Here is a 12,647-nt window from a genome sequence, read left to right as displayed (position 1 = left end):
TGCCTTTCCTTCAAAGCCTCAGGTCAAGCGCGCGCTGTGGCGCGACACGCGCCCCGGGCGCGATTGGATGTTCGCCCCCCGGCGGCGCCGCGGGGCCGGTTCCGGTCTCGTCGGCTTGCTCGCGCCGCCCGTCCGGCGGCCCCGTGCCATCCGACCCGACGCCGATTCGGACCTGCGGCGCGTCGAGGCCGGAGCGGGCGAATTCCTGTGCGAGGATCTCCAGGTGCCGCCGCATGAGGTCGGCGGTTTCCGGCCGTTCAGCCGTGATGGACACGGCCATCGTTCCGCCCACCTCCACAAGGCTGAGGCGCACCCGGCCAAGTTCCGGAGGGTCGAGCGCGATCTCGACGGCGCCGGTTCCGGGCTCGCGGGCGGGACCGGGAAGGTTCGCCGCGAGGGTCTGCGCCACGCCGTGGGCGATAGACGCCCCGGATGCCCCGACCGCTCCGGGCGCCGCGGACGTGGTGGCCTGAGATGCCGGTGCCACGGATAACGGTGCGGCGGAGGGTTCTGCCGGGCCCTTCGCAAGCCGCTCGGCCTCGGCCGCCCTGGTCAATCCGTGCGGTGTTGCGAGCACCGCTTTGGTGACGATCGCCCGCGTTGTGTCAGGTGGCGGCCCGACCGGCCCGAGGCGCACGACCGCGCGGTCGGACGTCGGCTGCGCGCCGGCGGTCCGCGCCGCATCCCGCTCCGCCTTGCCGCCTTCCGGCGGACCGGATGGTATCGGTAGGCCGGTCGGGAGCGACCTCGGTAACGCGACGCTGGCCGGCGAGGGGTCTGCTTGGGGGACGGCCGCAGGGTCGGCCGCGGCGGCGCCGAGAACGATTGGCGGCCCCTTGTCGGGCGTGGTCGCGGTCCCGGCTGCGGCAGCCGCGAGCGAAAGCGCCGGGACGCCGCCGGGACCGACGACGGCAGGCCCCAAAGCGGTCCGCCGGGCGGATGATGGATCAGGCAATGCAGGTGCGGACCGCACGTCCTCCGGGCCGCGCGAGGCCTGTTGGGGTCGCCCTGACGGGTCTGGTGTCGCGGGCGTCTCGCCGGGACCGTGCCGGGCGGGGGCGGATACGCCGGATGCCGGTTCTGGCCGAGTCTCGAGGGTGAGCTTGGCCGGACCGCGCCCCGGCCCCGTGGCCGTTGGGGCATCCCCCGGTGCGGGCGTCTCCCTGGTCGCTACGGTGTCGGGCCGCGCCGAACCGGCGGATCGCGCCATGCCGGGAATCGATAGGTCTTGCGGCGTCTGCCGGGCCCCTCCGCCCGGAAACCCGACGGGCCCGCCCGCTCGGCGGTCGTTGGACAGGCCCGCGTCGCCGGACGCGGACCCCGCATCCTTCCCGAAGGAGAGTTCCGCGGCGGCTGCCAGTCCCGAGCCTGCGGGGCGAGCTTGCGATGCGGTTTCTCGCGCGGAGGCGGTCAGGAAAGGGTCTTGCGGCAAACTTTCGCGCGCCTCGGTCTCTGGCGCCGCTGACTGGAGGTTCACGGTCTCCATTGCCCCGGTCTTCGACGTCATGTCCGCGACGATCTTTGGGGTATCCATGGCTGCCGGAACCGCCCCGTACCCCTCGCCTGGCGTGTGCCCTGCGTCCGTGATCGTGTCCGAGCCGCCGTCCGGCAAGCCCGATCCTGCCTCGACAGGTTCCGCCTGTCCGGCCGTATCCCCCGGCCTGTCAACGGACGGGTCCAGGATGTCCTGTCCCTGATTTCCGGGCCTCCACGCGCCGGAATTGGTGGCCTCGCCCGAATTGGCGCGCGCGTGTTGCAGCCCGGCCGCCATGCCCGGATGCATGCTGCGCTCCGGGAAGGCCGCGCCCCGCGCAGTTGCGACCGGCTTTGCCTCACTCGGAGGCGCGGGGGGGCGCCCGGTGCGAGCAGTGGCCGCGTTCGTGCCACCGCCGTCGAAGGCGTCGCGAAAGCCCCGCGCCTCCATTGCGTCATCCGACCTGCGCAAGGCCGCGCCAGCCTGTGCCGCGCCAGCCTGTGCCGAGCTGCGTCCTGACGGATCGCAGGAGGCCGCGGGCCGGCCGGCCATGTTGAAAAGGGCTTCCATGCTGGTTGTCCCGGTCGCCGAAAACTGCCGGCATTCATGCCCGAAGGTTCCTTACGTCATCTTAACCCGCGCCCGTCATGTTCCGGCAAAACCGTTCGAATGCGAGGCAAGCGATGGAACTCGACACGACCGCGGTGGCGACGCGACGGACGGGCGTCCCCGCGACACCCGCGCAAGACACCGCGTTGCGCCGCGTCGCGCAGGAGCTCGAGGCGGCGTTCATCGCCGAAATGCTGAAGCACGCGGGCATGGGCGAGGGGCGAAACGGGCTGGGCGGCGGCGGCGCGGGCGAAGGCCAGTTCGCCTCGATGCTGCGGGCCGAACACGCGCGCCTTTTCGCCGAGCGGGGGGGTATCGGATTGGCGGAAAACCTGTTTCGCGCGCTTGCGTCGCGCGATGCCTCTGCTGCCGTCGAGACGGTTCCGCCGCCGATCGCGGAGCGGCGGAGATGACGTGGCGTGGGGAGAATGCCGTCCGCCTGATCGAGCGTCTCATGCACGAACAGAGGGCGGCATTGCGGGCCGGTCGCCTCGAGGACCTCGGGCGTCTCGTCCCGCGCTTCGAACGCGCGTTGCGGGATCTTGGTCCGGGTGTTGGACAGCACGCACTTGCGCGGCTGCGAAGTCTTGCGGCGGAGAACGCGGCGCTTCTGATCGCCGCGCGCGCCGGGCTTGCGCGCGCGCGCGACCGGAGGGACGGCGCCGCGGCCGCAAGCCTGTCGACCTACGACGCGAGGGGCCGGTCCGCGTCGACCGCACCGACCGGCGGGCGGATCCTGTCGCGCCGGTAGGCGCGGGGCCGGTTGCGGAGACTTCTAACGATTTTCCCCGGGGCGAAGGCCCGGTCGCGTCAGCCTCGTTAGGCATTCGTTCAGGTTTCGTGCCGATGGTCGGTGATGCACCGGACGGGTGGCGTGGCCCAGGAACATGGGTCGCAGAGGTCAGAACGACATTGGCGGGATCCGGGTGGATCCCGGTGACTGGCGCGAAACAGGCGCCGTGCAATTCAAAGGAAGGGCGACATGGCGACCTTCCAGGCCCCGCCATGATGACCGCCGCCGGCGACGACCTTCTTGCGCTTGAAGATCGGCCTCGGCCCGGAAATCCCTCCCGTCATGGTGTGGCTCGGCCGCTTCGGGCTTCAGGACCGGTGGCTCGCGTCCCCCGCGGGATTTCAGCGCGAATGTCGTGCGGTGACGCGCGCATCATGCCGGAAGCCGCCTGGGCGGGCAGCGGTGCCGTTCGGGCGAGGTCGATCCTGCCGCAGCGGCACCATCCGGCGCTATCCGGGCGGGCGCACCGGCGCTCTCGGCTCTGGCACTCGAGGGCGCACCGCCCGCCATTCCGCACGCGGCGGTCACGACGTCAACCGGGCGCGCTGTTCCGCGAGCGGGATGCGCGCAGCGAGGTCGGCCCCGCTCAGAACGACGTCCGGTGAGCGCCCCTCGGACACGAGGCGCAATATCCGCGACAAGGCCTGGGCTTCCTGGCGCAACAGATCCACCGTTTGCAGCATCCGCATGTCAGCGGGACGTGTCCCCGCGGCCAGGACCTCCCCCACGGCGTTGTCGATCCTGCCGAGCGCATCGGCCTGACGCTCGGCCTCGATGACGCAGGCCCGCAAGACGTCGCGCACCGTTCTGTCGGGCGGAACGGGGGCAGTTGCGGGATGTCCGCCCCCTCCATCCTCGAAAATCAATGCAACGTCCCCACGACCTGTTCGATGCATGTTCTGAGGCCTTGCGTCGAAAAGGGTTTGGTCAGGAAATTGTTCATGCCCAGTTGCTGGCCGCGCGTCAGCACCTCCCTGTCGGCGCGGCCGGTGATCAGGATGAACCCGATCCGGTGCGTGCTTCGGTTCCGGCGCAGCGCCTCGAGCAGCGTGAGACCGTCCATTCCCGGCATGTTGTAGTCGGAGATCACCAGATGGACTGGGCTCGCGACGAGGCTCCGGAGGGCCGTGGCACCGTCCATCTTGTAGTCGACATGCCGCAGTCCGATTTCCTCGAGCGCGTTTTCGATCAGGCCGCGGCTGACGGACATGTCGTCGACCACCATGATCTGCAAGCTGTTTTTCAGTGACATGACTGCGTCTCCAATCCTGTTCCGGTCATCGTCTCGAGGCCACCGCCGCGCGGCCGGGCGATATCGCCGGCGCGGGCCCGGGATCCGGCATGCGGCGGTATTGCGTCACGCCGGAGGACGCCAGCATCGGCTCGAGATCGGCATCAACGCGCTCCGAATGTCCGATGAAGAGGGTCCCGCCTGGATGAAGGCGTTCCGCGAAACGCCGCCACAGTCCCAGCCGCGTTTCGGCGTCGAAGTAGATCACGACGTTGCGGCAGAAGATGACGTCGAACATCCCGTTGAATGGCCATTGGTCGAGAAGATTGAGTTCCTCGAACCTCAGCAGATCCTTCAGCGCGCTTGCCGCGGCGATCGTCCTTGTGTCGCTCTGCGGTTTCATGTGGCGCTGCAGGACCGGCAGTGTCTCCTGGCCATTCTGGGGTTGGGCGAACACGCCCTTGCGCGCCTTTTCGATCATCTGCGGGTCGATGTCCGTGGCGAGGATGCGCACGTCCGCGGTTTCTATGCCGGGCCAATGCTCGATCAGCGTCATCGCGATGCTGTAGGGTTCCTCTCCGGATGAGCACCCTGCCGACCAGATCCTGATCCGCTCGCCCTGCCGCGCGCGTTCGGCGAGGGATGGGACGAGTTTCGCGAGAGCGTCGAAATGGACAGGTTCGCGGAAGAAACTCGTGACGTTTGTCGTGATTGCCGAAATGAGTTCACGCCGTTCCTCTCCGTTGGCCTGTGTTTCGAGTAGCTTGCGGTAGGACGCGAAGTCCGGGAGCCCAAGCTTCCGAAGCCGGCGCGACAGGCGCGACACGAGCATGGTGCGCTTGCTCGCGTTCATGACGATTCCCGTCTGGGCGTGGATATGGCGCGCCAGTCCTTCGAAATCGGCGTCCGACATGGTCGCGTCGGCGTCTGGTCTGGCAGCCGGGAACATCGGTTCGGGTGTCATGCAAGTTCGGCTCCAAGCTCGGGCAGGACACGGGCGAGATCGATCTTGCGAAGCATCCGTCCGTCGTCGAACGTCACGACGCTGCTGATGAAGTCGCGCGCGACTTCCGAAGCGACGTCCGGCACCTGACGCATGATCGTGTCGTCGATCGTCAGGATGTCGGATACGACGTCCGCCAGAAGGCCGATCGTCTGGTCGCCGATCATCACGATGATGATGATATGGCGAGCCGAGGGTTCGGTCGGCCCGAAACCGAGACGGGCGGAGAGATCCACGACCGCGACCACCGAGCCGCGCAGATTGACGACGCCCTTCATGTAGTCCTGCGAGTGGGGCAGAACCGTCGTCGGCGTCCAGCCGCGAATTTCCCGCACGACGCCGATGTCGATGCAGAAGTCCTGTTCGGCCAGACGGAACGAGACGACGTCACGCTGTCCTGGCGTCTCCTGAGCGCTGTTCTGAAGCATGGTCTACTCGTTCGCTGCAAGGGGAGGGGCGGGTAGGTCGGGCGCGGCCGAAGCGATGATTTCCTCCGGGTCGACGATCAGCGCGATACGCCCGTCTCCCAGGATAGTCGCCGCCGAAATGCCGGGAATGGCCCCGTAATTCTCTTCTAGGCTCTTGATCACGACCTGGCGCTGGTCATGGATCATGTCCACGGCGAGGGCGGCCCTTCGGCCAGCCTCGCATTCCACGAGCAGAAGGACGTCGCGTTCGGCGGTGTCACCCGGCTTCTTGATGCCGAACGCGTCGGCGAGATCGATGATCGGAATGAGCTCGCCTCGGTTCGCGACCACCCGTCCGGTGCGGCCGATCGAATGGATGGTGGCGCTGGAGGGGCGAAGGGTTTCGAGGATTGCGGACAAGGGCAGAACCATCATTTCACCGCCGAATTCCACCAGCATTCCTTCTAGCACCGCCAGTGTCAGGGGCAGCGCGATGGTGAAGGTCGTGCCTTCGCCTGATACCGACTGGATCGTGACCCGCCCGCCGAGCGCCTGGATCTCCCGCCGCACGACGTCGAGGCCGACCCCCCGCCCGGAAAGCGCCGAAACTTCCTCCTTCGAAGAGAATCCCGGCGTGAACAGAAGGTTGTCGATCTCGGCGGGCGTAAGTGATGTGCCGGGCGCGACCAGTCCCTTGGCCTCGGCGATTTCGCGCACCTTCTCGCGGTTGATCCCGGCCCCGTCGTCGGAAACCTCGATGATGACGCGTCCGGAGCGATGCGCAGCGGATAGCGTGATGGTTCCCGTCTCGGGCTTGCCGGCGGCGATCCGCACCGCCGCATCTTCAAGTCCATGGTCCACGGAATTGCGGATCATGTGCGTCAGGGGGTCGACCAGCCGTTCGATAACGGTCTTGTCGACTTCTGTCGCCTCGCCATTGGCGATCAGGCGCACCTGCTTGCCGGTCGCGTCGGCGGCTTCGCGGATGATCCTGTGCATTCTCTGGAAGACGGGCTTCAGCGGCTGCGCCCGGATGGCCATGACGCTTTCCTGGATGCCGGACGCGAGCTGCTTTATGCCGTCGAGCCCGTTGGACACGTCGCTGTTCGCGGCGAGCCCCGCGTTTTCGACGGCCTGCGAGAGCATCGACTCCATTATGACGAGTTCGCCGATCAGGTTGATGAGCCGGTCGACCCTGTCGAGATTCACCCGGATCGTGGCTGGTGGCGCGGTCGCGCTGCCCGTCTCCATTCCGGCCGCAGCCTTCGGCTTGCGCTGGTCTGGTCCGGCATCGACACCGGCGAAAGCGGTCGCCGAGGCGGCGACGGCCGTCGGGGCATCCGGGGTGGGTGCGGCCTCGGATGGCGGGTCGTTCCCTGCCATTTCATCGCGTGCCGGGGCCTCCCGCGCGTCGGCTGCGAGCAGCGAGGGCGCCGGAGGGCCGTCCTCAAGGTTGGGCGGCGCGGTCGCGGGGATCAGATGGGGCGTGTCGGCATTCTCCGGCCTGGCGGCACGCCGGATCGACACGTCCGCAAGATCGGTGACGAATTCGAAGACCGCTTCTATCTCGTCCTGCGCCGCCTCGGTCTCGAGGAGAAGTGTCCAGGAAAGGCCGGGCTGGTCCGCGCCGAAGTCAGCAAGACTGGCGATGCCGGAAGTGTCCGCCTCGATCGCCAGGGTGCCCATCTGGTCCAGCGCACGAAACAGAGCGAGCGGCTCGTTTCCCGTTCCGTAGAGCTCTCCTTTGGGCTTGAAATGGATCCGGTATTCCGCGGGGCCGGACATCGTGCCTGACTCGCCTTCCGCGATCATGGGGTCGTCGACATCCTCCGCCGCCTCGATTGGACCGATCGAGAGAGAGCTGGGGACGAATTCGAAAGGCAGTGCTTCGTCGTCCTCGCCATGGCCATCGGCCAGCGCGTCGAGTTCGGCGAGCACTTCCGACAGGCGCGATTCCTCCGGCGCGCGTTCGTCCCGCGCGCAGAAGACCAGGTCCGACAGCATGTCGCCGGCGCGCAGGAGCGTCCGCATGACGCTCTCCGAGGTCGCCATCTTGCCGCAACGCATCTGGTCGAGGACCGTCTCGAAGAGGTGCGCGAACGTCACGAGGTCGTCGAGGCCGAACGCACCCGCGCCGCCCTTGATGGAATGCACCGCGCGGAAAACGGCGTGGACCGTTTCGATGTCCTGTTCCTCGCCGTCCTCCGACATTTCCCTCAGGCCTTCGCCCAGGCTGTCGAGCAGGTCCTCGCATTCCTGGAAGAAGGACACCCGCAATTCGTCGAGGCCCGACATCGTCACACTCCCAGAACGCGGTTGATCACACTGACGAGCCGCTCGTCGTCGAATGGTTTGACGATCCAGCCGGTGGCGCCCGCCTTGCGCGCCCGTGCCTTGAGGTCCTCGCCGTTTTCCGTCGTCAGGACGAGAACGGGCAGGCTTCCGAAATCCGGGTCCCTGCGCACGCCCTCGATCACGCCGAAGCCGTCAAGTCTGGGCATGTTGATGTCGGTGATCACGAGGTCGGGCGAGGCCTCGGCCAGACGCTCCAGCCCGTCCATTCCATCTTCGGCGAAATGGACCTCGAACCCATTCGGAGTGAGCGCGGCGCCGATCAGGCCACGCATCGTGGGGGAATCGTCGACGGCAAGGATCCTGACGGTCATTTCGCATTCCCCTCGAACGTGTCCGCGATCCCGGTGAGGAATTCGGCGGTCAGTCCGAGCCCCTTGCATGTGTCGCGGAAGGGTGCCGAGGCGGCGACGATGCAGAACGGCCGCGCGTCCTCCGCCCATTGCCTTGCGCCGGAAAGCAGCACCTCGATGGCGAGCGCGCCCATCTTTTCCACCGCCGCCGCGTCGATCATCAGCGCCTCTCCGCGCATGGGCAGCATCGCTTCGTGCAATGACCTCGCGCCTGCGACGTCCAGTCTTTCGGGGAGCTTGAGAACCTCTTGCAACTCGGTCTCTCCTTCGCGAACAACAATCGGCCCGTGCGGGAATGGGCCATGGAACGCCCGGCGCGGCGAGGCAGCGAATCCGGCGCGGACGGCGTATCGACCGATAGATAGGCACACGGCGCTTAACGATTGGTTGCCCCGTGAGGCCTGGCCCGGCCTGCGCGCCGCCTTCGGGCAGGCAAGGTTTTCTTTACGGGGATGTGGCAGGGAATCGGGTGGCGACGTGTTCCGCCAGGTGATCCGAAGGCAGCCACAGATGTCGAAGTCGAGAGCCAGCAGTCTGCGTCTGCTCGTCGCGGATCCGGATCCCGCAAGGCGAGGACGCCTCCTGACGCAGTTCAGAGGGGCAGGCGCGATCGAAGCCGCATCGCTGGCCGAGGCCTTCGATCTCGCCGAATCGCAGGAGCCCGACGCCATCATCATGGCCGTCGAGCTGTCCGGCGATCCCGGGTTGCCGATGTTCCTGCACCTCGTCGATGCCCTGTCGGCGTCGTTCGTCATGTACGGCGACGAACGCGCGAACCGGCTTCCGCTCAGATTCCGAAAGTCCGTGGACTTTGCTGCATACGGCGGAGGCGACGGGCTGGAACGAATCCTCGGGCGCGTCGAGGTGGGGGCGAAGGGCCGCATCGCCGCCGCGCCGGAGGGATCGATGCCCGGACTGGTGGTCGTGGGGGCGTCGACGGGCGGCGTCAGCGCCCTCGAAACCGTGCTTACGGGCTTTCCCGCCGATTGCCCGCCCACCCTCGTCGTCCAGCACATCCGGACGGGGTTCATCGACGGAATGATCGCGCGGCTCGACGCGCGCTGCAGGCCTCGCGTTCTGGCCGCGCGGGACGGAATGCCGGTGACGGCGGGTCACATCTACGTCGCGGCCGATTCCGACACGCACCTGTCGCTTCAGGGCGGTGCGGCCCTTCGCTGCCGGCTCCGCGCCGATCCGCCGCGTCACGGCCACCGGCCATCCGTGGATGTCTTGTTCGAATCCGCGGCCCCCTACGGGCGCCGGGTGGCGGCGGCGCTTCTGACGGGCATGGGGGCGGACGGAGCGTCCGGCATGGGCCGGATCAAGGCTGCGGGGGGCATGACGATCGCCCAGAACGAAGCGACCTGCGTCGTCTACGGAATGCCGCGCGTGGCGGTCGAGATCGGCGCCGCCTGCAGCGTTCTTCCGCTGGAGCGAATCGCGGGTGCGCTCATCGGGTCGGGCGATCCGTCATCGGCACCCTGCATGACCGACCGCCCCTCGCGCACGGAGGTCGTGCGATGACCGGCCTCGCGTTCCACGACATTCACGTGATCCAGGGCGAGCAGGCTGTGTCCGACGCGGCCGATGCCACGATGCAGACGGTCCTCGGATCCTGCGTCTCGGCCTGTCTTCACGATCCGGTGCGCGGGATCGGGGGCATGAACCACTTCCTGCTCCCCGATTCCGGCGGCGCCACCGACATTCGTTACGCGTCCGCCGCGATGGAGCAACTCGTGAACGCTCTGTTGAAACGTGGAGCGGCACGCGAGCGGCTGCAGGCAAAGCTCTTTGGCGGCGCGCGCATCATGCCGAACCTTCCCGACATCGGCCGCCGCAACGGCGAGGCGGCGCTCGCGTTCCTCAGCAACGAGGGCATCGCGTGCAAGTCCCACAGTCTTGGCGGCGCGCAGGCGCGCCGCATCCGGTTCTGGCCTGCGACGGGCCGGGCGCAACAGCTCCTGATCGACCGGCAGGATGCCGTGCAGAATGCCGAAATCGCGCGCGAGAGGCCGAGGTGCGCATCCGGCTCGATCGAGCTTTTCTGAACCGACCCGGGTCCGCACCCGCATCGAAGGAGAATGAATATGTGGCCATTCCGGAGCCTCAGCCTGGTGCCCAAACTGGCCATCCTTACCGGGCTGTCCATGACGCTGATGGCGGGCATGATGATCTTCGTGATCAACAAGGTGACCTATGAAAAGGTCCGGGAGACCGCTTTGGTCCAGGCGCAGACGGCGCTCAGGGTCTTCGCGGACAGCCTCGCGGGATCCAGCGACGGCATCGAGCTGGACGGCGCCCGCCCGGGCCACGTCACCGCCATGACATGGAACGGGACGGAGCTCGACGTGTCGGTCGCGCTTCTGGAACGGCTGACCGAACTCACGAGCGCGCAGCTTACGCTCTTCTCGTTCGACAGGTCCATCGGTGCGTTCCGCAGGGAATTCACCAACGTGCGCCAGGAAGATGGAACGACGGCCACCGGAACCCTGCTCGATGCCCAGAGCGCGTCCCACCGGGCGCTCGTGGCCGACCGCCGGTTCGACGGGTATACCGATGTCCTCGGTGAGCCGTTTCTCACGATCTACGAGCCGATCCTTTCGCCGTCTGGCCAGGTGGTCGGCGCGGTCGCGGCCGCCATACCCCAGGGATCGATGGCGCAAACGCTGAGCGAAGTGATGGGCCGTCTCGCCGTTTGGCTTGCCGTTTCGCTCGCTGTAGGCGTCACCGCAACGGTCACAACACTGCTCGTCATGCTGCGACCCTTGCGGCAAACCACGAAGGTCGTGACCGCGATGGCGCGCAAGGACTTCGATGTCACCTTGCCACGGCGCACGAGCGGCGACGAGGTCGGCCGGATGGCGCGCGCGGTTGCCGATCTGCGGGAAGACCTTGTGACGGGCGCGCGAATTGCGGCCGAAGCGGCATCGCAGGAAGCGGAGCGGGAGCGCCAGAGGCTCGAACAGATCCGTGTCGTGAACGAACTCAAGAACGCCCTCGCGCGACTCGCCGAGGGCGACCTGACACGGCGCATCGAAAGCCCGCCGGACAACCCCTTCCCTGAAACCTACGAAACGCTGCGGGAGAGCTACAATTCGGTCATCGACCGTATCGGCGGCGTGATGGGGCGGATCACCTCCATCGCGGAGGGGGTGCGAAAGCGCTCGCAGGCGATCACCCAGGCGAGCAGGGACCTTTCGGCAAGAACGGAAAGCCAGGCTGCGACGCTCGAGGAATCGGCGGCGGCCCTGAACCAGTTGACCGTCAGCGTGCGATCGACCGCGGAAAGCGCGTCGGGCGCCAAGGAGGCAAGCGAACAGAACCGGGGCGGCGCGGAGACCGGGGCATCCGTGGTCGGGCAGGCCGTCGAGGCGATGCAGGGGATCGAAAGAAGCTCGGCGCAGATCACCCGCATCATCGGCGTCATCGACGATATCGCTTTCCAGACCAATCTTCTCGCCTTGAATGCCGGCGTCGAGGCTGCGCGCGCTGGCGAAGCCGGACGTGGTTTCGCCGTGGTCGCATCGGAGGTGCGGCTGCTCGCGCAGCGGGCCTCCGATTCCGCGCGCGAGATAAAGGATCTGATCTCGGAAAGCGCGGGCCAGGTCGAGGCCGGATCGAATCTCGTCAACAAGGCCGGCGGCAGCCTGTCGGACATTCTCGAGCGTGCGCAGAGGGCCGCGAGCCTCGTCGCCGAGATCGCATCTGCCGCATCCGAGCAGGCCAGCGGGCTCAAGGAAATCAATACCGGCATCAACCAGCTGGACCACGCGACCCAGCAGAACCGTGCGGTCGCGGAGGAGACGACGGCTTCGGCTGCCGATTTGCTCGCGCAGGCCGACGATCTTCTTGCGGCCCTGGCGGGATTTCGCGTCGATGGCGCGGCGGCGAAGGCGGACGGCGCTCCGTCATTTTCCGATGGCGCCGCACGTCCGGCCGATGCGCCTGACCTCGACGTGACACCCCGGGTCGCCGATTGGAGCGCCGCAGCCGACGCGGCGGCCAAGGCGCCGCGCGCGCAGAAGCAAGCGGTGAACAGCGGCGGTTCATGGCACGAATTCTGAAAACCGGCAGAAGCTCGGGGAAGCCGCGCTTACGAATGCAGGGCCTTCGCGATGGCAGTTGCCGCCGCGATCTGAGCCCCTCTGCCGTTGGCGGGTCCACTCGGGGTGACTGGCCAAGAGGGCAAATGCCGGGACCGAAGGCGGGTCGTGCAAGTGCGGTCTGGATGGACCTGCAAAGGCTGCTTCGGGCTGGGGACCGGTGCGAGACGGAATGCGACGCCGTCGCGGGCATCGCGTTCGCGGTGCGTGTTGACCGGGCGTGGCAGGGCCGACCGCGTTGACATGGCGCAGAGGCCCGATTTGATTGACAGAACTGGCGGCTTCCTCCCGATGCCCGACCATCCGGGCCGCGTGTTCTCAG

General features: G+C 67.6%; 13 protein-coding genes. 5 read left to right on the top strand and 8 right to left on the bottom strand.

From position 1 onward, the window contains the following. Window positions 1-10: 10 nt before the first annotated feature. Entirely contained in the window at window positions 11-2,044 is a 2,034-nt protein-coding gene (locus tag P6F26_RS12405) for a flagellar hook-length control protein FliK (RefSeq protein WP_278029010.1), read from the bottom strand. Window positions 2,045-2,157: 113 nt separating this feature from the next. On the opposite strand from P6F26_RS12405, the gene P6F26_RS12400 reads away from it, so the two are divergent. Next, on the top strand, window positions 2,158-2,496 hold the full coding sequence (locus P6F26_RS12400) for a rod-binding protein (protein WP_278029009.1): 339 nt from the start codon (window positions 2,158-2,160) through the stop codon (window positions 2,494-2,496). Beyond that, window positions 2,493-2,834 carry a hypothetical protein gene (locus P6F26_RS12395; protein WP_278029008.1) on the top strand — a complete coding sequence of 114 codons (342 nt, stop codon included), beginning with the start codon at window positions 2,493-2,495 and terminating at the stop codon, window positions 2,832-2,834. Before P6F26_RS12400 ends, P6F26_RS12395 begins: the two co-directional genes overlap by 4 nt. Before the next feature lie 566 nt (window positions 2,835-3,400). On the opposite strand, the gene P6F26_RS12385 is transcribed toward P6F26_RS12395, so the two are convergent. From P6F26_RS12385 to P6F26_RS12355, 7 genes are read right to left on the bottom strand one after another with little or no spacing between them, the layout of a single operon-like run. After that, complete coding sequence (locus tag P6F26_RS12385; protein ID WP_278029007.1) at window positions 3,401-3,679, bottom strand: hypothetical protein; 279 nt, start codon at window positions 3,677-3,679, stop codon at window positions 3,401-3,403. Between the two features lie 59 nt (window positions 3,680-3,738). Then, window positions 3,739-4,128 (bottom strand): response regulator, encoded by a 390-nt coding sequence (locus P6F26_RS12380; protein WP_278029006.1) that lies wholly within the window; start codon window positions 4,126-4,128, stop codon window positions 3,739-3,741. Between the two features lie 25 nt (window positions 4,129-4,153). Continuing rightward, on the bottom strand, window positions 4,154-5,071 hold the full coding sequence (locus tag P6F26_RS12375; RefSeq protein ID WP_278029005.1) for a CheR family methyltransferase: 918 nt from the start codon (window positions 5,069-5,071) through the stop codon (window positions 4,154-4,156). Further along, complete coding sequence (locus tag P6F26_RS12370) at window positions 5,068-5,538, bottom strand: chemotaxis protein CheW (RefSeq protein ID WP_278029004.1); 471 nt, start codon at window positions 5,536-5,538, stop codon at window positions 5,068-5,070. Before P6F26_RS12370 ends, P6F26_RS12375 begins: the two co-directional genes overlap by 4 nt. 3 nt (window positions 5,539-5,541) lie before the next feature. Continuing rightward, complete coding sequence (locus P6F26_RS12365; protein WP_278029003.1) at window positions 5,542-7,812, bottom strand: chemotaxis protein CheA; 2,271 nt, start codon at window positions 7,810-7,812, stop codon at window positions 5,542-5,544. A 2-nt stretch (window positions 7,813-7,814) separates the two neighbouring features. Further along, a complete protein-coding gene (locus P6F26_RS12360) occupies window positions 7,815-8,183 on the bottom strand; it encodes a response regulator (protein ID WP_278029002.1) in 369 nt (122 codons plus the stop codon). Further along, window positions 8,180-8,593, bottom strand: coding sequence for an STAS domain-containing protein (locus tag P6F26_RS12355; RefSeq protein ID WP_278029001.1), 414 nt, complete (start codon window positions 8,591-8,593; stop codon window positions 8,180-8,182). Before P6F26_RS12355 ends, P6F26_RS12360 begins: the two co-directional genes overlap by 4 nt. Before the next feature lie 139 nt (window positions 8,594-8,732). Here P6F26_RS12355 and P6F26_RS12350 point away from each other — a divergent pair, with 139 nt between their 5' ends. From P6F26_RS12350 to P6F26_RS12340, 3 genes are all read left to right on the top strand, one after another. Then, on the top strand, window positions 8,733-9,746 hold the full coding sequence (locus tag P6F26_RS12350; protein ID WP_278029000.1) for a chemotaxis protein CheB: 1,014 nt from the start codon (window positions 8,733-8,735) through the stop codon (window positions 9,744-9,746). After that, on the top strand, window positions 9,743-10,270 hold the full coding sequence (locus tag P6F26_RS12345) for a chemotaxis protein CheD (protein ID WP_278028999.1): 528 nt from the start codon (window positions 9,743-9,745) through the stop codon (window positions 10,268-10,270). The genes P6F26_RS12350 and P6F26_RS12345 overlap by 4 nt, the downstream gene beginning before the upstream one ends. Before the next feature lie 66 nt (window positions 10,271-10,336). Beyond that, window positions 10,337-12,286: a methyl-accepting chemotaxis protein gene (locus P6F26_RS12340; protein ID WP_278028998.1), complete on the top strand. Its 1,950-nt coding sequence runs from the start codon at window positions 10,337-10,339 to the stop codon at window positions 12,284-12,286. Window positions 12,287-12,647 lie beyond the last annotated feature (361 nt).

The organism is Roseicyclus salinarum (genome assembly GCF_029624655.1).
Classification (GTDB): domain Bacteria; phylum Pseudomonadota; class Alphaproteobacteria; order Rhodobacterales; family Rhodobacteraceae; genus Roseibacterium; species Roseibacterium salinarum.
Note: the sequence above shows the minus strand (reverse complement) of the source record. Positions and strands in the feature narration are given on the sequence as shown.

Bases quoted from the DNA above. Each gene is read 5' to 3' on its own strand.
- P6F26_RS12405 (WP_278029010.1), bottom strand. From the start codon at position 2,044: ATGGAAGCCCTTTTCAACATGGCCGGCCGGCCCGCGGCCTCCTGCGAT.
- P6F26_RS12400 (WP_278029009.1), top strand. From the start codon at position 2,158: ATGGAACTCGACACGACCGCGGTGGCGACGCGACGGACGGGCGTCCCC.
- P6F26_RS12395 (WP_278029008.1), top strand. From the start codon at position 2,493: ATGACGTGGCGTGGGGAGAATGCCGTCCGCCTGATCGAGCGTCTCATG.
- P6F26_RS12380 (WP_278029006.1), bottom strand. From the start codon at position 4,128: ATGTCACTGAAAAACAGCTTGCAGATCATGGTGGTCGACGACATGTCC.
- P6F26_RS12375 (WP_278029005.1), bottom strand. From the start codon at position 5,071: ATGACACCCGAACCGATGTTCCCGGCTGCCAGACCAGACGCCGACGCG.
- P6F26_RS12370 (WP_278029004.1), bottom strand. From the start codon at position 5,538: ATGCTTCAGAACAGCGCTCAGGAGACGCCAGGACAGCGTGACGTCGTC.
- P6F26_RS12365 (WP_278029003.1), bottom strand. From the start codon at position 7,812: ATGTCGGGCCTCGACGAATTGCGGGTGTCCTTCTTCCAGGAATGCGAG.
- P6F26_RS12360 (WP_278029002.1), bottom strand. From the start codon at position 8,183: ATGACCGTCAGGATCCTTGCCGTCGACGATTCCCCCACGATGCGTGGC.
- P6F26_RS12350 (WP_278029000.1), top strand. From the start codon at position 8,733: ATGTCGAAGTCGAGAGCCAGCAGTCTGCGTCTGCTCGTCGCGGATCCG.
- P6F26_RS12345 (WP_278028999.1), top strand. From the start codon at position 9,743: ATGACCGGCCTCGCGTTCCACGACATTCACGTGATCCAGGGCGAGCAG.